This window comes from Lichenibacterium dinghuense, assembly GCF_021730615.1.
GTDB classification, from domain to species: Bacteria; Pseudomonadota; Alphaproteobacteria; order Rhizobiales; family Beijerinckiaceae; genus Lichenihabitans; species Lichenihabitans dinghuensis.
This window is the reverse complement of the sequence record NZ_JAJLMN010000001.1, coordinates 2,178,142-2,203,064: the sequence shown is the minus strand read 5'-3', so window position 1 is coordinate 2,203,064 and position 24,923 is coordinate 2,178,142. Positions and strand designations below refer to the sequence as shown.

The window sequence follows — 24,923 nt, the reverse complement described above, 5'->3', positions numbered from 1 at the left end:
GCGCCGGTCCAGCCTCGGCCGCAGTCCGCGTCAGATCGTGCGGCCGCCGTCCACCTCGAGGATCACGCCGGTGACGAACTCGGCCTCGTCGGAGGCGAGGTAGAGCGCCGCGTTGGCGATGTCCTTCGGCTCGCTGAGGCGGCCGAGCGGGATGGTGGCGATGAAGCGGGCGCGGTTCTCGGGCGTGTCGGGCACGCCCATGAAGGACTCCAGCAGCCCCGTCGCGCCCATCACCGGGGCGATGCAGTTCACGCGGATGCGCTCGGGCGCGAGCTCCACCGCGAGCGAGCGGGTCAGCAGGTTCACGGCGCCCTTGGTGGAATTGTACCAGGTGAGGCCGGGGCGCGGGCGGATGCCGGCCGTCGAGCCCACGTTGACGATCACGCCGCCGCGGCCCTTCAGGCGCGGCACGGCGGCGGACACCATGTGGTAGATGGATTTGACGTTGATGGCGTAGACGCGGTCGAACTCGTCCTCCGTCACCTCCAGCAGCGGCTTGTTGCGGTGGGTCCAGCCGGCGTTATTGACGATGATGTCGAAGGCGCCGCCGCCGTGCTCGGCCGCGGCGTCGAGCGCGCGGTCCACGTCGGCGCGGGACGTCACGTCGCCCGCCACCGCGAGCGCGGCGGGGCCGATCTCGGCCGCGACGGCCTCGGCGCCCGGCCCGTTGAGGTCGAAGAGGACGACCTTCGCGCCCTCGCGCGCGAAAACCCTGGCGATCTCGGCGCCGAATCCCGACGCGGACCCGGTCACCAGAGCGGTCTTGCCTGCGAGGCGCATCGCGGTCTCCTTCCCCATCCGGCGGCGTCGGCGGCCGCTCCCGGCTTCACGCTACCCCGATAGCGCCGATCCGTCACGGGCCCCCATCGCTTCGGCCGATCCCGGCCAGCGCGCGCCGCTATGACGGCCGAGCGGCGCGGTCAGGCGACCTCCCGGTCCGGCGCGTCCGCCGCGGCCCGGCCGGCCAGCAACGCCCCGGCCAGCCGCGCCGCCTGCTGGCGGATGTCGGGCACGGCCACGATCTCCCAGAAGGTGCCGGCCGTGACCGGGCCCGCGGCGAAGAGCCTGTCCGAGGCGCGGCCCGCGGCGTCGACGAGCGCGCAGCCGTCCGTGACGTCGAGGCCGAGCCCGAGCGCGTCGGGCCTCGCCCGGCCGCCGCGCAGGAGGTCCTGCAGGGCCGGGTTCTCGGACCGGGTGACGTCCGCGGCGCGGCCGCGGCACTCGAACACCGCCGCGGCTTCGAGCACCTCCGCGCCCTCCGCCCCGCGCGGCTTCACCGACACGGCGACGCCGCCGGGGCAGGGGTCGAAGCCGGTCACGTGGCCGGCCAGCACCCTGAGCTGTCCGCGCGCCCTCGCCTCATCGAGCCGGGCCTCGGCCTGCGGCGCGATGCGGTGGCGGTGCACGTCCCAGAACGGCCTGGCGTGGCGCAGGAAGCGCCGCCGCTCGGCCTCCGGCAGGCCGGCCCACAGCGCCTGGGTGTGCGGGCGCAGCCCGTCCACCGCCGCGCGCCAGCCGGCCCCGGCGCGCTCGGCCGCCGCCGCCCGGCCGCGCAGCCATCCCGTCAGGGCGAGCACCGGGGCGCCGAAGGGCACCTCGCCGACGGCGAAGGCCGCCGCCGGGCGGTGGGCCTGCGGCATCAGCCCGTGGCGCGACACCGCCGTGATCGGGCCCGAGTGCCCGTCGTGCAGCAGCCACATCACGCGGTCGACCATGGTCAGGCCCGTCCCGATCACCACGACGGGCGCGTCGTGCGGGATCGGGGGCCGCTCCTGCTCGCCGCCCCAGCCGGCGTAGCGCCAGGGCTCCGGCGGCAGCGACGGCCCCTCGTTGCCGGTCGCCACCACGGCGACGTCGCCGCGCAGGGCCGTCTCGGGCCCGCCCTCGCGGCGGCACAGGACCTCGACGCCGGACGCGTCGTCGCGCAGCGCCACCGCCTCGCCGCGCACGCGCCGGAGCTGGCCGTCGAGGAACAGCGGGTCGGTCAGGTGGGCGAGGTAGTCGCGGTAGAGGCGCCGCGGCGCGAAGCCGTCCGGGCCGCAGTTGCCCGTGCCGGCGGTTCCGGCGAGCCAGCGGGCGAAGTGGCCGGGGTCGTCCGGGAAGGCGCTCATGTTGGACGCGCGGACGTTGAGCAGGTGGTCCGGGTGCCGGGTCGCGTAGGCGACGCCGGCGCCGAGCTCCGGCCGCTTCTCGACCAGCGTCACGATCAGCCCGTCGGGCCGGTGGCGGAGCAGGTGGACGGCCAGAAGCACGCCGCTGGCGCCGCCTCCCACGATGACGATCCGCCTCATCCCCGTCATGCGCACTCCTTCATCCGCGTCACAGGCCGTCCGGGTGATCGGCTCGGGACAGATCTGCGCGGTCGCGCCCGGTCCGCCTCCTCCACCGCGCTGCGCGCGGTCCCCCTCCTCCGCAGGCGGAGGAGGATCGAGGCGGCGACCGTCGTGCGCCGATCCTCCTCTGCGGAGCGGAGGAGGGGGACCATGCGAAGCATGGTGGAGGAGGCCGGCCGGGTGCGACCGAGCCGATGTCGCGGAAACCGCGTCACGCTCGCGCCGCCCGGCGCACCGCCCCGGCGGCGTGGGCCTCGTCGAGCCTGTCGCCGCGCCCGAACAGCTTCGCCCGCAGCGTGCCGGCGCCGTATGCCCGCTTGTGGAGCCCGCGCTCCTGCAGGGCCGGCACGGCGATCCGCACGAAGTCGTCCCAGCATTCCGGCACCACCGTGCGGGTGAGGTTGAAGCCGTCGACCTCGCCCTCGTCCATCCAGGATTCGAGCTCCCGTGCGATGCCGGCGCCGTCGCCCACCACCAGCGGGTAGCGGCCGCCGAGCGCCACCTGGGCGAGGAGCTGGCGCACCGTGAAGCCCCGGCTCCTGGCCACCTGCGTGGTCGACTGGATGCCGTTGCCCGTCCCGTAGTCGATCTCGTCGTCGAGCCCGTAGCGCGAGACGTCGACGCCGGACCCGGCCGCGAAATGGGCGAGGCCGGCCTCGGGGCTGGCATGGGCGACGTAGTCGGCGAGCTTGTCCCGCGCCTGCGCGTCCGTGTCGCCCGCCACCACGCTGATCCCCATCAGCACCTTCACGTCCTCGGGCCGCCGGCCGGCCGCCATCACCTCGGCCCGCAGCCGGCGCGCGGTCTGCCGCGCCGTGGCCTTGTCGGGCGCCGAGATGAAGACGCATTCGGCGTGGCGCGCGGCGAAGCGCTGCCCGCGCCCCGAGGCGCCGGCCTGGAACAGCACGGGCGTGCGCTGGGGCGAGGGCTCGGCGAGGTGGACGCCCTCGCAGGCGTAGAACGGCCCCTCGTGGCGCACGCGGTGGATCCGCGACGGGTCGGCGTAGACGCGGGCCGCCCGGTCGCGGCGCACGGCGTCGTCGTCCCAGCTCGTCTCGAGCAGCTTGTAGGTGAGGTCGAGGTAGTCGTCGGCGCGGTCGTAGCGGCTGTCGTGCTGGGCGAGAGCGTCCTCACCCACCGCGCGGGCGGCGCTGTCGAGGTAGCCCGTCACCACGTTCCAGCCGACGCGCCCGCCCGTCAGGTGGTCCAGCGTCGCAAGGCGGCGCGCGAAGGTGTAGGGATGCTCGCCCGCGATGTTGACCGTGACGCCGAAGCCGAGGTCCTTCGTCACGGCCGCCATGGCGGGCACGAGCAGCGTCGGCTCGTTGACCGGAAGCTGGATGCTCTCGCGCGCCGTGAGGTCGACCGAGCCGCCGTAGACGTCGTAGACGCCCACGATGTCGGCGATGAAGACGGCGTCGAACAGCCCGCGCTCCAGCGTGCGGGCGAGCGCCGTCCAGTGGTCGAGGCGGGTATAGTCGGCCGAGCGGTCGCGCGGGTGCGTCCACAGGCCGTGGTTGATGTGGCCGACGCAGTTCATCGTGAAGGCGTTGAGGACCATCTCGCGGCGGGGCGGCATCGGCGGTCTCCCTCGGATCGCGCCGTGGCGCGGCGGGCGCTCGCCCCGGTGCGGCGACACTGCCCCGATCCCGGCGGAAAGTCTAGTATTTCACTATACGGAACGGGCTGCCGCCTCCGCGCTGCCGAGCGTGCGGATGAAATCCGCCGTGCGGGCCTGCCGCGGCGCGCCGAAGACCTGCGCGGCCGGGCCGGACTCGACCACGCGGCCGCCTTCCAGGAACACGACGTCGCGCGCGATCGAGGAGGCGAGGCGCAGGTCGTGGGTGGCCATCACCATGGTGACGCCCTCGGCCGCGAGGCGGCGCAGCACCGCGGAGACCTCCGCGGCGAGTTGAAAGGTGAAGGGCGGGTAGGTGCCCTCGACGCCGACCCGCAGCGTGCCGGCCGCTTTGACGCGGTCGAGCGCCGGATCGGCGAGGGCCGGGCCGGCCGCCAGCAGGAACAGGGAGGCCGCGGCGAGGAGGGCGGCTCGAGGCTGGGTCATGGATGGGCTGCGCGGCGGACCGCGGCGCGCCCGGTCCGGGTGCGGGCGGGTCTATCGCGCGCCGCGTGACTCCGCCAGCTCGTGTGAGATCAATCTATAAATTTTGTGGATTTCCGGCCGGAAGCGGGCCGCCTACAGCCGCCGGCCGTCCAGCGTCGCCAGCCGCAGGGCCGGGCGCTCGCGGGGGCCCACGCGGAGGTCCTCGCCGATCGCCAGCAGCAGGTCCGCGCCGACGGCGAACTCGCGCCAGGCGAGCGGCCCGCCGTCCGGGCCGAGCCGCGCGAGGTCGCGCTCGCTGACCACGATGCCGCGCACCACGTTGATGGAGCGGCCGGCCGCGTCCTCGTTGATCAGCACGTCGATGAGGCGGACCTCGCCGTCGGCGAAGGGGCGCCGGTCGGCGATGCGCCGGCGCACCAGCACGTCGCCGACGATCTCGTAGCGATGCAGCACGGAGCGGGTTCCGTCGACCGGCCCCACCGCGACGCCCGCCGCGCTTCCATGGACATATCTCGCCAACCCGACCTCCTCCGACGCGCGATCGACCGCTGCGACGGCCCGATGGAGCGCTACGACGTTCTAAGGTCGGGCGACGATCGTCCCTCGCATTTGAGATGAATGCCGCGCAAGCCGCCGTCACGCCGCGGGCGGCTCGCCGGCCCCCGGCGGGCGGGGCGGGGGAGCCGTGCCCGGCATGACGGGCCGGGAGTCGACGCCGAGGCTGGCCGCGCGTTTCTGCCGGACGTCGGGCCACAGCGGCACCACGTGCATCCTGCGCCCGCCGCAGCGGCCGCACACGAGGCGCAGCGACCGGCACAGGTCGAGGAACACAGCGTCGTCCGGCGCGCCCAGGCGGTCGAGGGGCAGGGTGGTGGTGCGGTGGCACGGGTGGCCCTGCCACAGCCCCTGGCAGGTGGCCGACAGGGCCGTGATGCCGCGCCCGCGCAGCATCGCCAGCGTGGGCGGGGGCCCGTCGGGGCCGAGGCGCCTGCGGGCCGCGCCCTTCGCGGTGCCTCCGGCCGGGGCGGCCCGCGGCGCCCCGGCGCGGGCCGGCGCGTCGGCCGGCAGCGGCTCGGCCGGCGGCACGACGTAGCGGATCCCGCAGCGGGCCTCGTAGTGCCGGGGTTTCTCGCCCGGCTTCATCAGGGTGCAGTCGGCCGCGATCAGCTCCAGGAGGCGGGCGAGCGGCACCGCGGCGCCGTAGCGCTCGGCGAGGCGCGCGAGCCGGTAGCGCCCGAGGCGCGGGCAGAGCGAACATTCGACGTCGACCAGCACCAGCGGCCAGTCGACGAGGTGGCGGGGCGCCGTCACGGATGCGGGGGCGGGGCGCCGGCCCGGCCGGCGTCGAGCACGAAATCCTCCGCCGACAGCGGCGCCAGCCAGCCGTAGAGCTGGTCGGGATAGGCCACGGCGATGCGCAGCCCGTCGTCGTCGTCGTCCTAGAAGGTGTCGACCACCCGGCCGACCTCGTCGGCGAAGGGTTCGAGCCGCTCGCGCAGCGGGCTGCCCGGCTTCAGGCGGACGGAATCGCCGATCCTCATGCGAAGGCTCCCGCGGCCGAGGTTCAGAAGGTCCGCACGATGCCGGTCACGACGCCCCACACCTCGAAGGCGGAGGCTTCGTCGATGGCGATGTCGGGGAAGTCCGGGTTGGCGGCCTCCAGCACCACGGCGCCGCCCGCCTTCAGCCGGTAGGTCTTGACCGTGAACTCGCCGCCGACGAGGCCGAGCACGATGCAGCCGCTCACCGGCGAGCGCGCGCGGTCCACCACGGCGACGTCGCCGGGCAGCAGCCCGCGGTCGCGCATGCTTTCGCCGGAGATCCGCACCGCGAACGTGGCCTGGGGATTGCGGACCAGGAGATCGTTGAAGTCGAGCGGCCCGTCCATGTGGTCGTCGGCGGGGCTCGGGAAGCCGCAGGCCGCCGCGGTCGAGGCCAGCGGCACGGACGCCTCGCTGCGCGGCGCCACGTCGAGGAAGGCGTTGATGTCGCCCGCGCGCAGGCTGCCGTCCTTCATGCGCCGGGCGATGGCGGCGAGCGGCAGCGGCAGGCGCACGACCTCGGACGGGCCTCCGGGCCGCCCGGCCCCCGGCCGGCGGCCGCCTCGCTTCGGAACCTCGGCCATCGCCGCCCCCGTTTGATTACGTAACGTAATCAAATAGGCGCCGGCGCGGCGCGGCAAGGGGCTTCGGCGCGGTGGGTGTGGACAAACCGCAACGGGGAGGAACTCAAGCGGAGGAGAAGCGGCGGCTCACCTCGAGGCGACGGCACCGCTCCGGGCGTGCAACGCCATAGCGGACCGGCTCGCCCCCTGTACCCGTCATAGCGATCCGGTCGGTCGCGTTTTAGGCTGCCCGGATCGAGCCGGCCTACCGAGAGCAACCCATCGCCCCCTGAGCTTTGAGCCCCTGGGGGGGACCCGTGCCTCGGCAGGATGCCACGGTGGATGCCTGGTGGGGAGTCCGCGCCTTCGAGCGCCAGTACAGGGATCGGCAGGCACTGTGGCGGCTCGAAGCCGATGGAGGGTGTCGTGGAGGAACGAGGTCGGGACTGGTTCGTGGGCGTCGACTGGGCATCGCAGACGCACCACGTGTTCGTGATCGATGCCCAGGGCCGCAAGATGGGCGAGCGCGGCTTCGCCCACGGCGGCGAGGGCCTGGCCGAGATGGCGGCCTGGATCGAGAAGCAGACCGGGGCGGCACCGGATGCCGTGTCGGTGGCCATCGAGGTGCCGCACGGCCCGGTGGTGGAGAGCCTGATGGAGCGCGGCTTCCGCGTTCATTCCATCAATCCGAAGCAACTCGACCGCTTCCGGGACCGCTTCTCGCCCGCCGGCGCCAAGGACGACAGCCGCGACGCGCATGTGCTGGCCGACGCGCTGCGCACCGACCCGCGCTGTCTGCGCCGCCTGGAGCCGCTCGACCCGGTCATCGTCGAGCTGCGAGAGTGGTCCCGCATCAGTGATGATCTGCGCCACGACCGCAACCGGCTCGGCAATTGCGTCCGGGAACTGTTGTGGCGTTACTATCCGCAGATGCTGGACTTGGCCGACGACGTCGCGGCGCCCTGGTTCTTGGAACTCTGGAAGCTCGTGCCGACGCCGGAGAAGGCCAAGAAGGTCCGTGAAGGAACTGTCGCTCGACTGCTGAAGAGCCACCGCATCCGGCGCTTCACCGCGGCCCAAGCGCTCGAACGCCTGCGCGCAACACCGGTCGCCGTCGCACCCGGCACGGTGAGCGCGGCCACAGCCCATATCGAGGCAGTGGCCAAGCGGCTCCAGCTCGTGAACCGCCAGATCGCGGACGCCGACGCCCAGCTCGATCGGCTGACGGGGCAACTGGCCGAGGCCGCCGACGCGCCGGGGCAGCATCAGGAGCAGCGCGACGTGACGATCCTGAGATCCTTGCCGGGAGTCGGAAGGATCGTCATCGCCACGCTGCTCGCAGAAGCGTTTGAAGCTCTGCACCGGCGAGACTACCAAGCCCTGCGCTGCTTGTCCGGCGTGGCGCCCGTCACGAAGCGATCCGGCAAAAGCTGCGTCGTGCTGATGCGTCAGGCGGCCGATGTCCGGCTGCGCAATGCCGTCTACCACTGGGCGCGCGTCGCCGCCCAGAATGACCCGACCTGCAAGGCCCGCTACAAGGCCCTGCGAGCGCGCGGCCACGGCCATGCCAGGGCACTCCGCTCGGTGGCCGACAGGCTCCTCGGCGTGGCCTGCGCCATGCTGAAAACCGGGTCGAGCTTCGATCCCAACCTCACCGCAAAAACCGCTTGATAAACGGTGGGGAGTCCCCCCCCCCCTGCCGGTCACGGGCGATCGCCGAGCCCAGGCGGCCGCGCCCATCGGCGGCGCTACGGTCTTTCGACCCTCATCAGCGGCGACCTCATCGCCGCGACGTCGATGCGGAACAGGATCGTGCCCGCGTGGTCCGTGACCTCGATGCGCCATTCCTCGCCGAGCCTGTCCCACTCCCTCGCGTCCTTGATGAGGTCGCCGGCGAGGATGCGGGCTTCGCGCCAGGCCGCGTCCACGTCCGGCAGGACGGTCCCCTCGGTGTCGATGTCGGAGACGCCGTCGAGGACGTTGAAGTGAAAGAGCGGCACCGACGTTTCCTTCCCGTCAGGGGACGCGGGGAAACCATCAAAAAGCATAGTTTGTTCGGCCGAACGGGTTGGAGCCAGCTCCCGGCACGGTCGCGGCCGATCCGGCTCACGGGATCGGGGCCGATCCTCAGACGGACCGGCCCTCGATCACCATCGTGACGCGGTAGATCGGCTGCTCGTCGTCCTGCCTGACCGCACAGGAGAAGACGCTGGAGCCTTCGAGCCTCATGCCGTGGGCGAGGTCGCGGAGGAGCGAGGCGGCCTCGGCCTTGGCGATCTCCCGGCCGGAAAGGACGGTGCCGCTGCAGTCGCGCCTCACGTGCTCGCCGTCATCCGTATCGAAAAAGAACCTCGGCACGCCAATCCCGCTCCCGCCTGAGCCAAATCAGCGCGGGAGTAGGGCGTGGCCAACCTGCACGCAATGAAAAAGTCCGACAGGGGGCCGATCGCGCACCGCGACCCCACCGTCTGCGATCACGGGTAGGCCTCCACCGCCAGGAGCGCCGGCGCCGCGGGCGCGATCGCGCGCCCTGCCCGCAACATCGGGAGTGACGCGCGCATTTCCGCCCGTGAACGCGCCGGGCCCGTAGGCCCGGCGCACCACAGAAGGGTCACGCCATGGTGGTGAAGCTGAAACCCGTGTCCGAGCAGGTCATCGTGATCACCGGCGCGTCGTCCGGCATCGGGCTCGCCACGGCCCGCATGGCGGCGCGGCAGGGCGCCAAGCTCGTCCTGGCCGCCCGTTCGACGAACGCCCTCGACGCGCTGGCGGCCGAGATCGAGGCCGGCGGCGGGCAGGCCCTGGCGGTGCCGACCGACGTCGCCAAGGAGGAGGACGTCGAGGCGCTGGCGAAGGCGGCCGTGGACCGCTTCGGCGGCTTCGACACCTGGGTCAACAACGCCGGCACGGGCATCTACGGCCGGCCGGAGGAGATCCCGGTCGACGAGATGCGAAGGCTGTTCGACGTCAACCTGTGGGGGCTCGTCTACGGCTCGCGCGCGGCGCTGAGGCACCTACGGCGCCGCGGCGGCGCGCTGATCAACGTGGGCTCGACCGAGTCGCACCGCGCCGTGGCGCTGCAGGGCGTGTATTCCGCCTCGAAGCACGCCGTGAAAGCCTTCACGGACGAGTTCCGCGTCTTCGTCGAGGCCGACGGGGCACCCGTCGTCGTGACGCTGGTCAAGCCCGGCGCCATCGACACGCCCTTCCCGCTCAACGCCAAGAACTACCTCGACAGCGAGCCGCAGCACGTGCCGCCGGTCTACGCGGCCGGCACGGTGGCGGAAGCGATCCTGCACTGCGCCGCGGTGCCGACGCGCGACCTGTTCGTCGGCAGCGGCGGCAAGATGATCGAGGCCATGGAGCATTACGCGCCGTCGCTCGCCGACACCGTCATGCTGCGCAACGTCATCCCCGACACGCCCAGCGGCCGCCCGCCGCGCCGCGCGCGCGACGACAGCGGGCTCGAGCGGCCGAGCGAGAACCTGGCCGAGGGCGGCAACTACCCCGGCCACGTGCAGCAGGTGAGCCTCTACACCCGCGCGACCGAGCACCCGCTGGTGACCACCGCCGTGGTGGCGGGCGTCGGCTTGGCGCTGGCCACGGTGGCGTCGCTGGGCGCCCGCAAGCCGGGGCGGTGAGGACGCTTCCCTCCCTCCCCTGTAGGGCTACCCGTGTTCGTACATCTCGGTGGCTGGGAGGTGTGGCCCTTCTCCCGCGAGGGGAGAAGGACGCCAACCCCGATGTTTCGAGGTTTGTGAAACACGCATCCTGTGGGAGTGAGGTGTCGCCCGAGGTGACGACGCGCCGGAGTGGCCCGGCGGACCTCCCGGGCGGCGGTCAGGTGATGACCGACGGCTCCGTGCGCCCGGTGTGGCCGGGGATGTCCGGCAGCGAGCGCGACAGGGCGATGAGGTCCTTCAAGGCCTCGCCGGTCTCCATGTCGAGCTTCTCGCCCTCGAAGCGCTCGATGTAGACGCGCAGCGTGGCCCCCGCCGTGCCGGTACCAGACAGGCGGTACACGATGCGCGAGCCGTCCGCGAAGAGCACGCGGATGCCCTGGTGGGCCGAGTCCGAGCCGTCCACGGGGTCGTGGTAGGCGAAGTCGTCGGCCCCCGTCACGGTCAGCGCCCCGAAACTCTGGCCCGGCAGCGAGCCGAGCCGGTCGCGCAGGCCCTTCATCAGCGCGTTGGCGCCCTCGGCCGCCACCTCCTCGTAGTCGTGGCGGGCGTAGTAGTTGCGGCCGTACGTCTTCCAATGGTCCCGCATGATGTCGAGGACCGATTCCTTGCGGGCCGACAGGATGTCGAGCCACAGCAGCACGGCCCAGAGCCCGTCCTTCTCGCGGACGTGGTCGGAGCCCGTGCCGGCGCTCTCCTCGCCGCAGATCGTCGCCATGCCGGCGTCGAGCAGGTTGCCGAAGAACTTCCAGCCCGTCGGGGTCTCGTAGGCCTTGAGGCCCTTGGCCTCCGCCACGCGGTCGGCCGCGGCCGAGGTCGGCATGGAGCGCGCGATGCCCTTGAGGCCGCCGGCGTAGCCGGGCGCGAGATGCGCGTTGGCCGAGAGCGCCGCGAGGCTGTCCGACGGCGTCACGAAGATGCCGCGGCCGATGATGAGGTTGCGGTCGCCGTCGCCGTCCGAGGCGGCGCATAGGTCCGGCGCGTCCGGCCCCATGGCGAGGTCGTAGATCCCCTTCGCGTGGACGAGGTTCGGGTCCGGGTGGTGGCCGCCGAAGTCGGGCAGGGGGGTGCCGTTGATGACCGTGCCGGGCGCGGCGCCGAGCGCGCCCTCCAGGATCGCCGTGGCGTAGGGGCCCGTCACCGCCGACATGGCGTCGAAGGTCATGCGGAAGCCCCCCGCGAACATCGCCCGGATGCGGGGGAAGTCGAACAGCTTCTCCATCAGCGCCCGGTACTCGGCCACGGGGTCGACGACCTCGACCGTCATGTCGCCGAGCCTCGTCTCGCCGATCCGGTCGAGGTCGACGTCCGGCGCGTCGAGGATCCTGTATTCCGTGATGGCCTTCGTCTTGGCGAAGATGGCGTCGGTGATCTTCTCGGGCGCGGGGCCGCCGTTCGACGCGTTGTACTTGATGCCAAAGTCGCCGTGCGGTCCGCCGGGATTGTGGCTGGCCGACAGGATGATGCCGCCGAAGGCGCCGCGCACGCGGATCAGGTTCGAGGCGGCGGGCGTCGACAGGATGCCGCCGCGCCCGACGATGACCCGCCCGAAGCCGTTGGCGGCCGCCATCTTCATGGCGGTCTGGATGGTCTCGCGGTTGAAGTAGCGGCCGTCGCCGCCGATCACGAGGTCCTGGCCCGCGAAGCCGTCGAGGCTGTCGAAGATCGACTGCACGAAGTTCTCGACGTAGCGCGGCTGCTGGAAGTGCGGCACCTTCTTGCGCAGGCCGGAGGTGCCGGGCTTCTGGTCTGTGTAGGGGGTCGTCGGGACGGTCGTCATCGCGGCTGCAGTCATGGATGCGCTCCGGCGTCGGAGGTGAGGAGGTCGCGGTAGAGGGCGGCGAGCTTGCGGGCCGGGCGGCGCCAGGACACGTCGGTCGCCATGCCGGCCACCACCATGCCGGCCCAGTCCTCGGGGTCGCGGAAGATCGCGGCGGTGCGGCGCAGCGCCGCCTCGAGCGCCGGCAGGGTGACGGGTGCGAAGACCACGCCGGTGGCGGCGCCGGCCGCCAGCGCCATCTCGTTGGCGTCCACCACCGTGTCGGCGAGGCCGCCGACGCGCGACACCACCGGCACGGCGCCGTAGCGCAGCGCGCAGAGCTGCACGAGGCCGCAGGGCTCGAAGCGCGAGGGCACCAGCACGGCGTCGGCGCCGGCCTGCACGAGGTGGGCGAGCCGCTCGTCGACGCCGATGACGGCGCCGACGCGACCGGGATAGCGCTCCGCCGCGGCGCGGAACGAGTCCTCGAACCAGCGGTCGCCCTCGCCCACCACGACGAGCTGGCCGCCGAGCTCGGCGATGAGGGGCAGGGCGTCGAGCACGAGGTCGAGGCCCTTCTGACCGCTCAATCGGCTGACCACGCCGAACAGCAGCGCGTCCGGCGCGGGGTCGAGCCCGAAGCGCTCCTGCAGGGCGGCCTTGTCGACGGCGCGGCCGCCCATGTCGCCGACCGCGTAGGGGGCGGGGATGTCGGGGTCGTTTGACGGGTCCCAGATCGCATCGTCGATGCCGAGGCGCACCCCGGTCACGGTGGCGGCGCGGGCCCGCAGGAGCCCGTCGAAGCCCATGCCGCCCTCGTGCGTCATGATCTCGTCGGCGTAGCCCGGCGACACCGCCGTGACGTGGTCGGCGTAGAACAGCGCCGCCTTCAGGAAGCTCAGCGTGCCGTGGTATTCGAGGCCCTCGGTGCGGTAGGCCTCCTCGGGCAGGCCGAGCGCCGACAGCGTCCAGGCCGGGAACTGGCCCGCGAAGGCGAGGCTGTGCACCGTCGCGACGGTGCGGGGCTTCGGATGTTGCGCGAAGTGGAGGTAGGCCGGGGCGAGGCCAGCCTGCCAGTCGTGGCCGTGGACGACGTCGGGCCGGTAGTCCTGAAGCAGGCCCGTGCCGATGCGGGCCGCGACGAGGCCGAGCGCGCCGAAGCGGGCCGCGTTGTCGGGCCAGTCGGTGCCGTCGGGGGCGAGGTAGGGGGTGCCGGGCCGGCCGTAGAGGTGCGGGGCGTCGATCGCGACGAGGTCGAGGCCGGCCGCCGTGCCGGCCAGCAGGCGCGCCGGGCCGCCGAACAGGTCGGGGATCTCGGCCGCGACCGCGGCGCCGGCCAGGGCTTCGAGCACGGCGGGATAGCCCGGCACGAGCGTGCGGACCGCGACGCCCTCCCGCTCCAGCGCGGCCGGCAGGGCGCCGACCACGTCTGCGAGGCCCCCGGTCTTGACCAGCGGGTGGATCTCGGAGGCGACCGACAGGACGCGGATGGTGAGGCTGCGCGTCAGCTCGGCGACGCCGTCGTCGCGCTCCGCGTCGAGTTCGGTCGTCGGCCCGCGCTCGGCGGTCGACGGGATGATGGTCGCCATGGACATGAGGGACACTCGAACGATCGGTCTCCAAAGGCCCGAAGCCTTTGGCGGGGTTCGGGGCAGCGCCCCGAGACAGAGATTTGTTCGGGGCTCCGCCCCGAGCCCCGCGAAGGGCGCGAGCGCCCTTCGATCCGCCGCCTCAGGTGTTCATCTTGTCGAGCATGGACTGCGTCACGAGGCAGATGCCGCGGTCGGTGCGGCGGAACCTCCGGCCGTCGAGCTCGGGGTCGTCGCCGATCACCATGCCGTCGGGGATCTGCACGCCGCTGTCGACCACGCAGTTCCTGAGGCGCGCGCCGCGGCCGACGTTGACGTAGGGCAGGATCACGGCGCGGTCGACGTGGCTGTAGGAGTTCACCCGCACGCCGGTGAACAGCAGCGAGTTGTGGATGCCCGCGCCCGACACGAGGCACCCGCCGGACACCAGCGACGAGATGGCGACGCCGCGGCGATGGTCGGAATCGTGCACGAACTTCGCCGGCGCGGTCAGCTCGTTGTAGGTCCAGATCGGCCAGTTCTGGTCGAACAGGTCCAGCGCCGGCACCACGGCGGTGAGGTCGATGTTGGCCTCCCAATAGGCGTCCACCGTGCCGACGTCGCGCCAGTAGGCCTCGTTCTCGTGGGTCGAGCGCACGCAGGACTGGGAGAAGTGGTGCGCCACGGCTTTGCCCTGCGCCACGATCTCGGGGATGATGTCCTTGCCGAAGTCGCGCTGCGAGTGGGGGGTGGCGGCGTCGCGCTTGAGCGCGTCGATCAGGAACTTGGTTTCGAAGACGTAGATGCCCATCGAGGCCAGGGCCACGTCGGGCTTGCCCGGCATGGCCGGCGGGTCCTTGGGCTTCTCGAGGAACGACAGGATCCTGTTGGTCTCGTCGATGTGCATCACCCCGAAGGCCACGGCCTCCAGGCGCGGCACCTCCAGGCAGCCCACCGTCACGTCGGCCCCCGAGTCGACGTGCTGCTGCAACATCTTCTCGTAGTCCATCTTGTAGACGTGGTCGCCCGCCAGGATGACCATGTATTTCGGGTCGTAGGACTCGATGATGTCGATGTTCTGGTACACCGCGTCGGCGGTGCCGAGATACCACATGTTCTCGTCGACGCGCTGGGACGCGGGGAGCACGTCGAAGCTCTCGTTGCGTTCGGGGCGCAGGAAGTTCCAGCCGCGGCCGAGGTGGCGGATCAGGCTGTGGGCCTTGTACTGCGTCGCCACCGCGATGCGGCGGATGCCCGAGTTCAGCGCGTTGGACAGGGCGAAGTCGATGATGCGCGTCTTGCCGCCGAAGTAGACGGCGGGCTTGGCGCGCCGGTCGGTCAGCTCCAGCAGGCGCGAGCCGCGCCCTCCGGCCAGCACGTAGGCCATGGCGTTGCGGGAGATCGGGGCCTGGCCCGGTGACCTGTCGTACATCGCTTCTTCCCCCCGGGCCCGTGCGGCGCCCCGCCGCCGGCCCTTGTCTATCGATCTCGCGCCGGGCGCGGAGCCTTCAATGGACCCCGTCGCCCGCGAAGCTGAAGAACACCGTCGCCAGCGGCGGCAGCACCACCTCGGCCGAGGCCGGCAGCCCGTGCGACGGCTCGGCCTTGGCCATAACGCCGCCGAGGTTGCCGAGGTTCGACCCGCCGTAGCGCGCCGCGTCCGTGTTGAGCAGCTCCCGCCAGTGCCCCGCCAGCGGCAGGCCGAGCCGGTAGTTCTCGCGCGGCACGGGGGTGAAGTTGGACACGACCAGCACCGGCGCGTCGCCGGGCTCGCCGAAGCGCAGCCAGGCCAGCACGGAATTGGCGTGGTCGTCCGCCACGACCCAGCGGAAGCCCTCGGGCTCGCAGTCCCGCACGTGGAGGGAGGCCGTCGCGCGGTAGACGCCGTTGAGGTCGCGGATCAGGTCCTGCACGCCGCGGTGGATGTCGTAGCGGAGCAGGTGCCAGTCGAGGCTCTGGTCGAAGTTCCACTCGGCGGTCTGCCCGAACTCCGAGCCCATGAAGAGCAGCTTCTTGCCCGGATGGCCCCACATAAAGCCGTAATAGGCGCGGACGTTGGCGAAGCGCTGCCACTCGTCGCCCGGCATCTTCGACAGGATCGACTTCTTGCCATGCACCACTTCGTCGTGGCTGAGCGGCAGGACGAAGTTCTCCGAGAAGGCGTAGAGCAGGCCGAAGGTCATCCGGTCGTAGTGCCAGCGGCGGTGCACCGGGTCCTGCGCCATGAACTCCAGGGTGTCGTGCATCCACCCCATGTTCCACTTGAAGCCGAAGCCGAGGCCGCCCGCGTAGACGGGCCGCGACACGCCGGGCCAGGAGGTGGATTCTTCCGCGATCGTCACCGCGCCCGGATGGGCCGCGTAGACGAGCCCGTTCACCCGCTTCAGGAAGTCCACGGCCTCGCGGTTGTCGTTGCCGCCGTCCCAGTTGGGGACCCACTCGCCCGCGTTGCGCGAATAGTCGAGGTAGAGCATGGACGCGACGGCGTCGACGCGCAGCCCGTCGACGTGGAACCGGTCGAGCCAGTAGACCGCGTTGGCGGCGAGGAAGCCCGCCACCTCGGCCCGCGCGAAGTCGTAGATGGCGGTGTTCCAGTCCGGGTGGAAGCCGCGGCGCGGGTCGGCGTAGTCGTAGAGCGAGGTGCCGTCGAACTTGGCGAGCCCGTGCACGTCCACGGGGAAATGCGCCGGAACCCAGTCGACGATGACGCCGAGGCCCGCCGCGTGGGCGCGGTCGACGAGCCTCGCGAAGCCGGCGGCGTCGCCGAAGCGGGCCGTGGGGGCGTAGAGGCCGACCGGCTGGTAGCCCCAGGACGCGTCGAGCGGGTGCTCGGACACGGGCATCAGCTCGATGTGGGTGAAGCCCATGCCGGCCGCGTAGGGGATGAGGTCGTCGGCGAGCTCGTCGTAGCTCAGGAAGCCGCCGCCCTCGGCGCGCTTCCAGGAGCCGAGGTGGACCTCGTAGGTCGACATCGGCCGTCGCCGCTTGTCGCCGCGCTCGCGCTCGGCGAGGTAGCCCGCGTCGGTCCAGGGAAAGGGCTCGGCGGGGGCCACGACCGAGGCGGTCGAGGGCCGCATCTCGCCCTGGAAGCCGACCGGGTCTGCCTTGAGCGGCAGCAGGACGCCGTCGCGGCTCACCACCTCGTATTTGTAGCGCGTGCCGGGCTCGACGCCGGGGGCGAAGATCTCCCACAGCCCGCTCGCGATGCGGCGGCGCATGGCGAGGCGGCGGCCGTCCCAGTCGTTGAAGTCGCCCACCACCGAGACGCGGCTCGCGTTGGGGGCCCAGACGGCGAAGTGGACGCCCTCCGCGCCCTCGTGGCGGCACGGGTGGGCGCCGAGCTGGCGGTACAGTTCCCGGTGCGTGCCCTCGACGAAGAGGTGGTCGTCGAGCGCGCCCAGCACGGGGCCGAAGCTGTAGGGGTCGTCGAACTCCCAGGCGCCGCCCGCATTGCCGGCGCGCAGGCGGTGGCGGCCGGGACCGTCCGGCACGATCCCCTCGAAGAAGCCTTCCGCGCCGGGCCGGGCGGCGAGCTCGTGCGCGCGGCCGTCGGGGGCGAGGGCGTGCAAGGTCGCCGCGTAGGGCACGAAGGCCCGCACCACGGTGCCGTCCGGCGTCGCGTGCCGGCCGAGGATCGCGAAGGGGTCGCCGTGGCGCGCGGCCAAGATGGCGGCGACATCACCGTCGCTCGCCTGCCAGCCGCTGCCCGCCATGGTGTCTCCTCTACTCCGCCGCGGTTCGGACCGGGACGTCCCAGATGTCCCGGGCATATTCGCCGATGGTCCGGTCGGAGGAGAACCACCCGACCCGGGCCGTGTTCATGATCGAGGCGCGCCACCACGCCGCTTCGTCACGCCACAACGCGTCGACTCGCCTCTGCGCCGCATAATAGGCGTCGAAATCCGCCGTGACGAGAAAATGATCGTGGTCGCGCAACGCGTTCGCGAAATCGCGGTAGCGCCCCGTGTCGTCGGGCGAGAACACGCCGGACGACACGGCCTCCATCACCTCGGCCAGCCGCGGCGAGGCCGCGATCGTGTCGCGGGCCGACAGGCCGGAGCGGTGGCGCGCCGCGACCTCCTCGGCGGTCAGGCCGAAGATGAAGATGTTGTCGTCGCCGACCCGCTCCTTGATCTCGACGTTGGCGCCGTCGAGCGTGCCGATGGTGAGCGCGCCGTTGAGCGCCAGCTTCATGTTGCCGGTGCCCGAAGCCTCCATGCCGGCCGTGGAGATCTGCTCGGAAAGGTCGGCCGCCGGGATGATGCGCTCGGCGAGGCTGACGTTGTAGTTCGGCAGGAACACGACCTTGAGCTTGCCCCGCACGGTGGGGTCGTCGTTGACCACCCGCGCCACGTCGTTGGCGAGCTTGATGATGAGCTTGGCCGTGTGATAGCTCGCCGCCGCCTTGCCGGCGAAGACCTTCACGCGCGGCGCCCAATCGCGCCAGGGCTCGGCCCGGATGGCGTTGTAGAGCGCGATGGTCTCCAGCAGGTTCAGGTGCTGGCGCTTGTATTCGTGGATGCGCTTGATCTGGATGTCGAACAGCGCGCCCGGCTCCACCTGCACGCCCGTGCGCGCCGCGATGATCTTCGCCAGCGTCGCCTTGTTGTCGCGCTTGGCGGCCTTGAGCCGCGCCTGCAGGGCCCGGTCGTCGGCGTGGTCGGCGAGCCGCTCCAGCCGCGACGGGTCGTCGAGCACGCCCTTGCCCAGCACGTCGACCAGGATCGCGGTCAGCGCCGGGTTGGCCTCCATCAGCCAGCGGCGGAAGGTGATGCCGTTGGTCTTGTTGTTGATGCGGTCCGGGTAGAGCGTGTTGAGGTCGCGGAACACGGTCTGGCGCATGAGGTCGGTGTGGAGCGCCGACACGCCGTTGATCCGGTGCGAGCCGATGAAAGCCAGCGTGCCCATCTTGACCCGCTGCTGGCCCCAGCCTTCCGCGATGATCGACACGGAGCGCAGCACGTCGACGTCCGTCTGCCCCTCGGCGCGCAGCTTGTCGAGGTGGATGGCGTTGACGAGGTAGATGATCTGCATGTGGCGCGGCAGCATCCGCTCCATCAGCGGCACCGGCCAGGTTTCCAGGGCTTCCGGCAGCAGCGTGTGGTTGGTGTAGCCGAAGGTCGCCTGCGTGACGCGCCACGCGTCGTCCCAGGCCATGCCGTGCAGGTCGACGAGCAGGCGCATCAGCTCGACCACCGCGATGGCCGGATGGGTGTCGTTGAGCTGGATGGCGGCCTGGTCGGCGAGGTTGGTCAGGTCCGGGTACTTCTTCAGGTGCCGGCGCACGAGGTCCTGCAGCGAGGCGGCGGCGAAGAAGTATTCCTGCCGCAGGCGCAGCTCCTGGCCGGCCGGCGTCGCGTCGGACGGGTAGAGCACCTTGGAGATGGCCTCGGCGCGCACGCGGTCCGCCATGGCGCCGACGTGGTCGCCCTCGTTGAAGGCGTCGAGCCGCAGGGGGTCGCCGGCGCGGGCCGACCACAGGCGCAGCGTGTTGACGTGGTGGCCGCGCCAGCCGACCACCGGCGTGTCGTAGGCCACGGCCTCGACCGTCTCGGCCGGGAACCACTCGGAACGCTGCGCCCCGTCGACCTGATGGGTCTCGACGTGGCCGCCGAAGCCGATGTCGTAGGCGATCTCGGGCCGGGCGAACTCCCAGGGGTTGCCGAAGCTCAGCCAGTTCTCCGGATATTCCTGCTGCCAGCCGTCCTTGACGACCTGCCGGAACAGGCCGTTCTCGTAGCGGATGCCATAGCCGTAGGCCGGCACCGCGAGGGTCGCCATGGACTCCATGAAGCAGGCGGCGAGGCGGCCGAGGCCGCCGTTGCCGAGCGCGGCGTCCGGCTCGACCTCGCGCAGGCGGTCGAGGTCGACGCCGAGGCCCGACAGGGCTTCCCGCATCGTCTCCGTCAGGCCGAGGTTGGTGAGCGCGTCGAACATCAGGCGCCCGATGAGGAACTCGAGCGACATGTAGTAGACGCGCTTGGTGCCGCCCGTGTTGGTGGTGTGGTAGGACTTCTGCCAGCCCTGCACCACGCGGTCGCGCACCGCGAGCGCCGTGGCCAGGAACCAGTCGCGGTCGCTGGCGTCGGCCTCGACCTTGCCGACCGCGTAGGCGAGCTTGGCTAGAACGGCGGAGCGCAGCGCGTCCACGCTGTTGCCGCTGCGCAGGTCGTCGTCGGGCATCGTCGAGGCGAGCGCTGCGCCGGGCTGCTGGATCGTCATGGCATGGCCCCCTGGTCCGAGATCGCGCGCGAGCGCCCCCTCGGGCGGGCCGGCGTGGTCGCGTCGCACCGACCTGTGGCAGGAATCGCGCCGAAAGGCGAGCCTCCGTCGGCCCGGACAGGCAAGCGCTTGCTACCATCGGGGCCGGTGGGCGTTCAGGGGCCGAGTTCTTCGGCGGTGAAGCCGGCGAGGTCGAAGCTGTTCTCGGGCGGCGGCTGTTCGGCGCCGGGGGCGAGGTGCTCGCGGCGGCGCAGCTCAACGCGGCGGATCTTGCCCGAGATGGTCTTCGGCAGCGCTTCCACGAAGCTGATCCGGCGCACCCGCTTGAAGGACGACAGCCGCTCGCCGAGCAGCCGGAAGATCGACAGGGCCGTCGCGCGGTCGGGAGCCGCGCCGGCCTTGAGGATGACGTAGGCGACCGGCACCGCGAGCCGCAGCGCGTCGGGCTTCGGCACCACGGCCGCCTCCACCACGGCCGGGTGCTCGATCAGCACGCTTTCGAGCTCGAAGGGGCTGATGCGGTAGTCCGACGACTTGAACACGTCGTCGGCCCGGCCCACGAAGGTGAGGGCGCCGTCCGGCCCGCGGAACGCCACGTCGCCGGTGCGGTAGTTCTCGCCCTCGGCGCCGGACACGCGCCCGTCCTCGCCCTCGTAGCCCTGCATCAGGCCGAGCGGCCGGCTGGCGCCGAGCCTCAGGCACACCTCGCCCTCCTGCGCCGGCCGCCCGTCGGGGTCGAGCAGTTCGACGCTGTAGCCGGGCAGGGGCCGGCCCATGGCGCCGGGCACCACCGGCTGGCCGGGCGTGTTGGCCACCTGGGCGGTGGTCTCGGTCTGGCCGTAGCCGTCGCGGATCGTGAGGTTCCAGGCGCGGCGCACGGCCTCGATCACCTCGGGGTTGAGCGGCTCGCCGGCGCCGCAGACCTCGCGCAGGCCCGTCCGCACCGCGCCGAGATCCTCCTGCACGATGAGCCGCCAAGCGGTCGGCGGCGCACACATGGTCGTCACGCCGCACCGCGCCACGGCGTCGAGGAGCGGGCGGGCCTCGAAGCGCGGCTGGTTGATCGCCATCACGGTCGCGCCCGCGCCCCAGGGGGCGAAGAGCGACGACCAGGCGTGCTTGGCCCAGCCGGGCGAGGACACGTTGAGGTGGAGGTCGCCCGGCTTGAGCCCGAGCCAGTAGAGCGTCGACAGGGCGCCCACGGGGTAGCTCGCGTGGCTGTGGCGCACGAGCTTCGGCTTCGCCGTGGTGCCGGAGGTGAAATACAGCAGCAGCGGGTCGTCGCCCGCGGCGCGATCCGCCGGCGCGAAGGCCTCGGGCTGCGCCGCGGCCGCGTCGAGGCTCGCCCAGCCGGCGGGCGGCGCGCCCTCGCTGACGATCCTGAGCGTGCCGGGGGGACACACGGCGTCGCATTTCGCCACCTGGTCGGGGGCGGCCAGCACGGCGCGGGCCCGGCCGCGCTCCAGCCGGTCGGCGAGTTCGGCCGGGGTGAGCAGGGTCGTGGCGGGGATCACCACGGCGCCGAGCTTCATGGCGGCCAGCACGGCGACCCACAGCGGCTCGACGCTGCCCACCAGCAGCACGAGGTGGTCGCCCTTGCCGATCCCGAGCGAGGCGAGGAGATTCGCCGCGCGGTTCGAGCGGCGCGCCATCGCGGCGAAGCTGGTCGAGGCGTCGGTGCCGGCCGCGAGGTCGACGATGCGCAGCGCCGCGCGGTCCCGGCTGTCGGGGGAGGCGGCGAGCTCGGCATCGAACCAGTCGAGCGCCCAGTTGAAGCCGGACGCGTCGGGCCAGCGGAAGCCCGCGACGGCCGCCTCGTAGTCGTCGCGGTGGTCGAGCAGGAAGCGGCGCGCCTCGGCGAAGGTGGTCATGCGTCGTGTCCCCCGGGTGCCCGGCGGGTCCTGGCGGGCCCGCGCGTCGCGATGCAGGATTGCAGCACGGCAGCGGCGCGCTGTCAGCGGGGATCACGCGGGGCGACACTCATGGAGGCCGGACCAGCGGAGCGTGACGGTCCGGGATGCGCGCGAGCGATGATGCCGCCTCGAAGATCGATGTCGGACCTGTCCGCCGTCGTGGCTCACTCTGCCGCGGTCGAGGGTGTGCCCGCATCGAGCCCGAGCCCCTTCCGCAGCATGTCGTTTGCCCGGCTCTGCCATCCCGAACCGCCGGCGCGCAGCGTCGCCAGCACGTCCTTGTCGAGCCGCAGCGACACGAGATCCTTGGTCGCCGCACGCGGGTTGCCGCGGCCCCTCTTCATCGCGGCCACCAGCTCCGGCATCGCTTCCGCGAGCGGGCGCGACGCCACGGCCTGCTCGGGCGTGATCTCGGGATTGTCGCACACCTCGTCCCAGTCCTCTTGGGTGTAGCCCCGACCCGGCACGAAGCCGGGTGCATGTCCGTCAGAAGCCATAGAGATCCCTTTCCTGCTGACTGGCCGCGCGCAGGCTGACGAGGGACAGGGCCTCGCTGCCGAGTGGCGACACGATCGCGGCGACCACCACGGCGCCGTTGAACCATCCGATGAGGCCGAAGCGCGCCCGACCGGTGCGGCTCGGGTTGGCGGGGAACCGTGCCGCACCGTCGAAGTCGAAGGCTTCGGCGAAATCGGCCATGTCCGACCCGTGCTTGTCGAGGTTGGAAGGGCGCTTCGACTCGTCGTAGATGATCCGCATGGGTTTGGCGTAGCTACGCCAAACGGCATCGTCAATGGACGCGGCTACGGGTGAGCTCACAAGGTTCTTAGGCTCGGGCGCTCGGCTTGATGCCGCGCGGCGTGCCGTTCAGGAGGGATCGAGGCGAACCGCAGGGCCGTGCCGGCTTCCATGTCCTGTGGCACGACGCTCCCGACGCCACGGACTTCGATCCGCCGAAGCGCGAGAGCGAGAATCTGCACTGCATCCACGCGTTCTCAGCAACTCGGTGAAGGTAAATCGCAAAGAATCACGACACTCGAGGTGGTGAGTGGGCTGCAAGCTCGACGTGAACCTGTGACACCCTGCAGAAGCCCGAGCTTTCCGCATCGAACGGCGGGAGATGGCGGATTGCACGGCCGTTCAGCTTCCCGGTGCGGACTGTGCCATGCTGACAACAGATCCGATCTTCGACCTCGAACCCGGCGCAAGAACTGTTCGCCGATCGGTGGGGAGGCCTCGGCGCTTCGCTCTGACCCGCTCGCGCCCATCCGCCGCAGCCTCCTTCCACCGTGCCGCCCCGTTGTTCTCCGAGACGGTGCCCACCCCCCGCGGCGCCCCGCGAGGTGCCCCCCGTGACGCTGTCCCTGAAACCGCTCGCCGAGCAGACGGTCGTCGTCACCGGCGCATCCTCGGGCATTGGCCTCGCCACCGCCCGCATGGCGGTCGAGCGCGGGGCCCGCGTGGTGCTGGTGGCGCGCGACGCGGCCGTGCTCGAGGCCGAGGCGGCCCGCATGGCGGAGCGGGGCGGCAAGGCCGCGGTCGCGGTGGCGGACGTCGGCGAGCGCGCGGCCGTCGAGGCCGCGGTGGCGAAGGCGGTGGAGGCCTTCGGCGGCTTCGACACCTGGGTCAACGTCGCCGGCATCACGATCTATGGCGAGCTGTGGCGCGTGGAGGAGCGCGACCACGAGCGGCTGATGCGCACCAACTTCTGGGGCACGGTCAACGGCTCGCTCGCCGCCGTGGAGCACCTGCGCGACAAGGGGGGCGCGGTCGTCAACGTCGGCAGCGTCGCCTCCGACCTCGCCTTCCCGCTGCAGGGCATGTACTGCGCCTCGAAACACGCCGTGAAGGGCTTCACGGACGCGCTGCGGATGGAGCTGCTGCAGGAGGGCGCGCCGGTCGGCGTCACGCTGGTCAAGCCGGCCTCGATCGACACGCCGCTGCCGCACCGCGCCCGCAACTACATGGATCGCGAGCCCACCCTGCCGCCGCCGCTCTACCGCCCGGAGGAGGTCGCCGAGGCGATCCTCCACGCCGCCGTGCACCCGCGCCGCGAGATCTATGTCGGCGGCGCCGCCGCGGCGCTGTCCGGCCTCAAGGCGGCGGCGCCCAACGCCTACGACCTGCTCGCCCCCGCCATCTCGACCTTCGAGCGCAGGGGCGAGCGGCCGCGCGACCCCGAGGGCGCGCTGCACGGGCCGAAGAACGGCGGGCAGGTGCGCGGCGACTATCCCGGCCCCGTGCTGCGCAGCGCCTACACCCGCGCCGGGCTGAACCCCGTCGCCACGACGCTGCTCGCGACGGGCGCCTCCGTGGCGGCCGCGCTGGTGCTCGGGCGACGCCGGCGGTGAACCCGTGATCCACGCCGCCCGTCCGCCGTCCCTTCCCGCCGCCCTCCCGATCCCGCCGGACCGCAGCTTCGCCCCCGCGATCGATGGGCGGCGCATCGCCTACGTCCGGGACGGCTCCGGCCCCGACGTCGTGCTGATCCACGGCACGCTGACCACGGCGGACGACATGCGGCTCGGGCCCATGCCGGCGCTGGCGCGCGCGTTCCGCTGTACCGCCTTCGACCGCCCCGGCCACGGCTGGAGCGACCACCGGCGCGGCGCCGACGCCTCGCTGTGGAGCCAGATGGAGGTGATCCGCGGCGCCGTGCGGGCGCTCGGGCTCGCGCGTCCGGTGATCTGCGGCCATTCCTTCGGGGGCGCGGTCGCGCTGGCCTACGCCATGGCGCATCCCGACGAGATCGCCGGCGCGGTGGCGCTGGCGCCGGTCTGCTTCCCCGAACCCCGGCTGGAGCAGGCGCTGCTCGGCCCGCGCGCCGTGCCGGTCGCGGGAGACCGGCTGTCGCGCCTCCTCGGCGCCACGCTCGACCCGCTGGCGCTGCCCGTCCTGTGGCGGGCGATGTTCCTGCCCCAGCCGATGCCGGAGGCCTTCAGGCGGGGCTTCCCGTTCGGGCGCGCCGGGCGCCCGGACCAGCTCGTGTCCGAGGCCGAGAACGCCGTGGCCCTGTGGTCCGGCCTCGCCCGCAGCGCGTTCGGCTACGCGAACTGCCGCGCCCCGGTGCGGATCCTGTCCGGCACCGCCGACGTCGTGGTGAACGGGCTGCTGCACGCGGGGCCGGCTGCGGCGCTGATCCCGGGCGCCCGGCTCGACTGGCTGCCGGGCCTCGGCCACATGCTGCACCACGCCCGGCCCGAGGCCGTCGTCGATGCCGTCGCGGCGCTGCTCGAGGGTCGGCGCGGCGCTTGACCGTCCGAACGAAAAACGCCGGCG

Annotated in this window: 20 protein-coding genes and 1 pseudogene; 4 read left to right on the top strand and 17 right to left on the bottom strand. The window is 72.4% G+C overall.

All coding sequences use genetic code 11. The annotated features are described in order from the left end of the window. Positions 1–30 precede the first annotated feature (30 nt). The 7 genes and pseudogenes from L7N97_RS10705 to L7N97_RS10675 all read right to left on the bottom strand — a co-directional run bounded on the left by L7N97_RS10705 (position 31) and on the right by L7N97_RS10675 (position 6,523). Entirely contained in the window at positions 31–780 is a 750-nt protein-coding gene (locus L7N97_RS10705; protein WP_237478274.1) for a glucose 1-dehydrogenase, read from the bottom strand. A 140-nt stretch (positions 781–920) separates the two neighbouring features. After that, the gene (locus L7N97_RS10700) at positions 921–2,300 is read right to left on the bottom strand and encodes an FAD/NAD(P)-binding protein (RefSeq protein ID WP_237478273.1); all 1,380 of its coding nucleotides are present in this window, start codon (positions 2,298–2,300) and stop codon (positions 921–923) included. Positions 2,301–2,544: 244 nt separating this feature from the next. Further along, positions 2,545–3,912, bottom strand: coding sequence for an LLM class flavin-dependent oxidoreductase (locus L7N97_RS10695; RefSeq protein ID WP_237478272.1), 1,368 nt, complete (start codon positions 3,910–3,912; stop codon positions 2,545–2,547). A 93-nt stretch (positions 3,913–4,005) separates the two neighbouring features. Then, positions 4,006–4,248 (bottom strand): annotated as a pseudogene (locus L7N97_RS10690) (amino acid ABC transporter ATP-binding protein); the annotation flags it as partial. A gap of 282 nt (positions 4,249–4,530) precedes the next feature. Next, entirely contained in the window at positions 4,531–4,917 is a 387-nt protein-coding gene (locus L7N97_RS10685; protein WP_237478271.1) for a hypothetical protein, read from the bottom strand. Between the two features lie 117 nt (positions 4,918–5,034). Further along, positions 5,035–5,709: a hypothetical protein gene (locus L7N97_RS10680; protein ID WP_237478270.1), complete on the bottom strand. Its 675-nt coding sequence runs from the start codon at positions 5,707–5,709 to the stop codon at positions 5,035–5,037. A 253-nt stretch (positions 5,710–5,962) separates the two neighbouring features. After that, positions 5,963–6,523, bottom strand: coding sequence for a LexA family protein (locus tag L7N97_RS10675; RefSeq protein WP_237478269.1), 561 nt, complete (start codon positions 6,521–6,523; stop codon positions 5,963–5,965). A gap of 432 nt (positions 6,524–6,955) precedes the next feature. On the opposite strand from L7N97_RS10675, the gene L7N97_RS10670 reads away from it, so the two are divergent. Then, positions 6,956–8,173 carry an IS110 family RNA-guided transposase gene (locus L7N97_RS10670; protein ID WP_237478268.1) on the top strand — a complete coding sequence of 406 codons (1,218 nt, stop codon included), beginning with the start codon at positions 6,956–6,958 and terminating at the stop codon, positions 8,171–8,173. Between the two features lie 77 nt (positions 8,174–8,250). Here L7N97_RS10670 and L7N97_RS10665 read toward each other — a convergent pair whose 3' ends face one another. Continuing rightward, the gene (locus L7N97_RS10665; protein ID WP_237478267.1) at positions 8,251–8,502 is read right to left on the bottom strand and encodes a DUF6894 family protein; all 252 of its coding nucleotides are present in this window, start codon (positions 8,500–8,502) and stop codon (positions 8,251–8,253) included. A gap of 127 nt (positions 8,503–8,629) precedes the next feature. Further along, positions 8,630–8,860: a DUF6894 family protein gene (locus L7N97_RS10660; protein WP_428980981.1), complete on the bottom strand. Its 231-nt coding sequence runs from the start codon at positions 8,858–8,860 to the stop codon at positions 8,630–8,632. 260 nt (positions 8,861–9,120) lie between these two features. Here L7N97_RS10660 and L7N97_RS10655 point away from each other — a divergent pair, with 260 nt between their 5' ends. After that, positions 9,121–10,143: an SDR family oxidoreductase gene (locus L7N97_RS10655; RefSeq protein WP_237478265.1), complete on the top strand. Its 1,023-nt coding sequence runs from the start codon at positions 9,121–9,123 to the stop codon at positions 10,141–10,143. A gap of 199 nt (positions 10,144–10,342) precedes the next feature. On the opposite strand, the gene L7N97_RS10650 is transcribed toward L7N97_RS10655, so the two are convergent. From L7N97_RS10650 to L7N97_RS10615, 8 genes are all read right to left on the bottom strand, one after another. After that, positions 10,343–11,977, bottom strand: coding sequence for an alpha-D-glucose phosphate-specific phosphoglucomutase (locus tag L7N97_RS10650; protein ID WP_428980980.1), 1,635 nt, complete (start codon positions 11,975–11,977; stop codon positions 10,343–10,345). Beyond that, positions 11,974–13,536 (bottom strand): glycogen synthase GlgA, encoded by a 1,563-nt coding sequence (glgA, locus tag L7N97_RS10645; protein WP_237482168.1) that lies wholly within the window; start codon positions 13,534–13,536, stop codon positions 11,974–11,976. The genes L7N97_RS10650 and glgA overlap by 4 nt, the downstream gene beginning before the upstream one ends. Before the next feature lie 136 nt (positions 13,537–13,672). Then, positions 13,673–14,941: a glucose-1-phosphate adenylyltransferase gene (gene glgC / locus L7N97_RS10640; RefSeq protein ID WP_237478264.1), complete on the bottom strand. Its 1,269-nt coding sequence runs from the start codon at positions 14,939–14,941 to the stop codon at positions 13,673–13,675. A 76-nt stretch (positions 14,942–15,017) separates the two neighbouring features. Further along, positions 15,018–17,222: a 1,4-alpha-glucan branching protein GlgB gene (gene glgB / locus L7N97_RS10635; protein ID WP_237478263.1), complete on the bottom strand. Its 2,205-nt coding sequence runs from the start codon at positions 17,220–17,222 to the stop codon at positions 15,018–15,020. Positions 17,223–17,232: 10 nt separating this feature from the next. Continuing rightward, a complete protein-coding gene (locus tag L7N97_RS10630; RefSeq protein ID WP_428980979.1) occupies positions 17,233–19,731 on the bottom strand; it encodes a glycogen/starch/alpha-glucan phosphorylase in 2,499 nt (832 codons plus the stop codon). 155 nt (positions 19,732–19,886) lie between these two features. Next, entirely contained in the window at positions 19,887–21,602 is a 1,716-nt protein-coding gene (locus L7N97_RS10625; protein ID WP_237478262.1) for an AMP-binding protein, read from the bottom strand. A gap of 206 nt (positions 21,603–21,808) precedes the next feature. After that, entirely contained in the window at positions 21,809–22,141 is a 333-nt protein-coding gene (locus L7N97_RS10620; RefSeq protein ID WP_237478261.1) for a BrnA antitoxin family protein, read from the bottom strand. Beyond that, the gene (locus L7N97_RS10615) at positions 22,131–22,403 is read right to left on the bottom strand and encodes a BrnT family toxin (protein WP_237478260.1); all 273 of its coding nucleotides are present in this window, start codon (positions 22,401–22,403) and stop codon (positions 22,131–22,133) included. The genes L7N97_RS10620 and L7N97_RS10615 overlap by 11 nt, the downstream gene beginning before the upstream one ends. 599 nt (positions 22,404–23,002) lie before the next feature. Between L7N97_RS10615 and L7N97_RS10610 the strand changes: the two genes are divergently transcribed. Together L7N97_RS10610 and L7N97_RS10605 are read left to right on the top strand one after the other, a co-directional pair. Beyond that, the gene (locus tag L7N97_RS10610) at positions 23,003–23,995 is read left to right on the top strand and encodes an SDR family oxidoreductase (protein ID WP_237482164.1); all 993 of its coding nucleotides are present in this window, start codon (positions 23,003–23,005) and stop codon (positions 23,993–23,995) included. A 4-nt stretch (positions 23,996–23,999) separates the two neighbouring features. Next, the gene (locus tag L7N97_RS10605; RefSeq protein WP_237478259.1) at positions 24,000–24,899 is read left to right on the top strand and encodes an alpha/beta fold hydrolase; all 900 of its coding nucleotides are present in this window, start codon (positions 24,000–24,002) and stop codon (positions 24,897–24,899) included. The last annotated feature ends 24 nt before the right edge of the window (positions 24,900–24,923 follow it).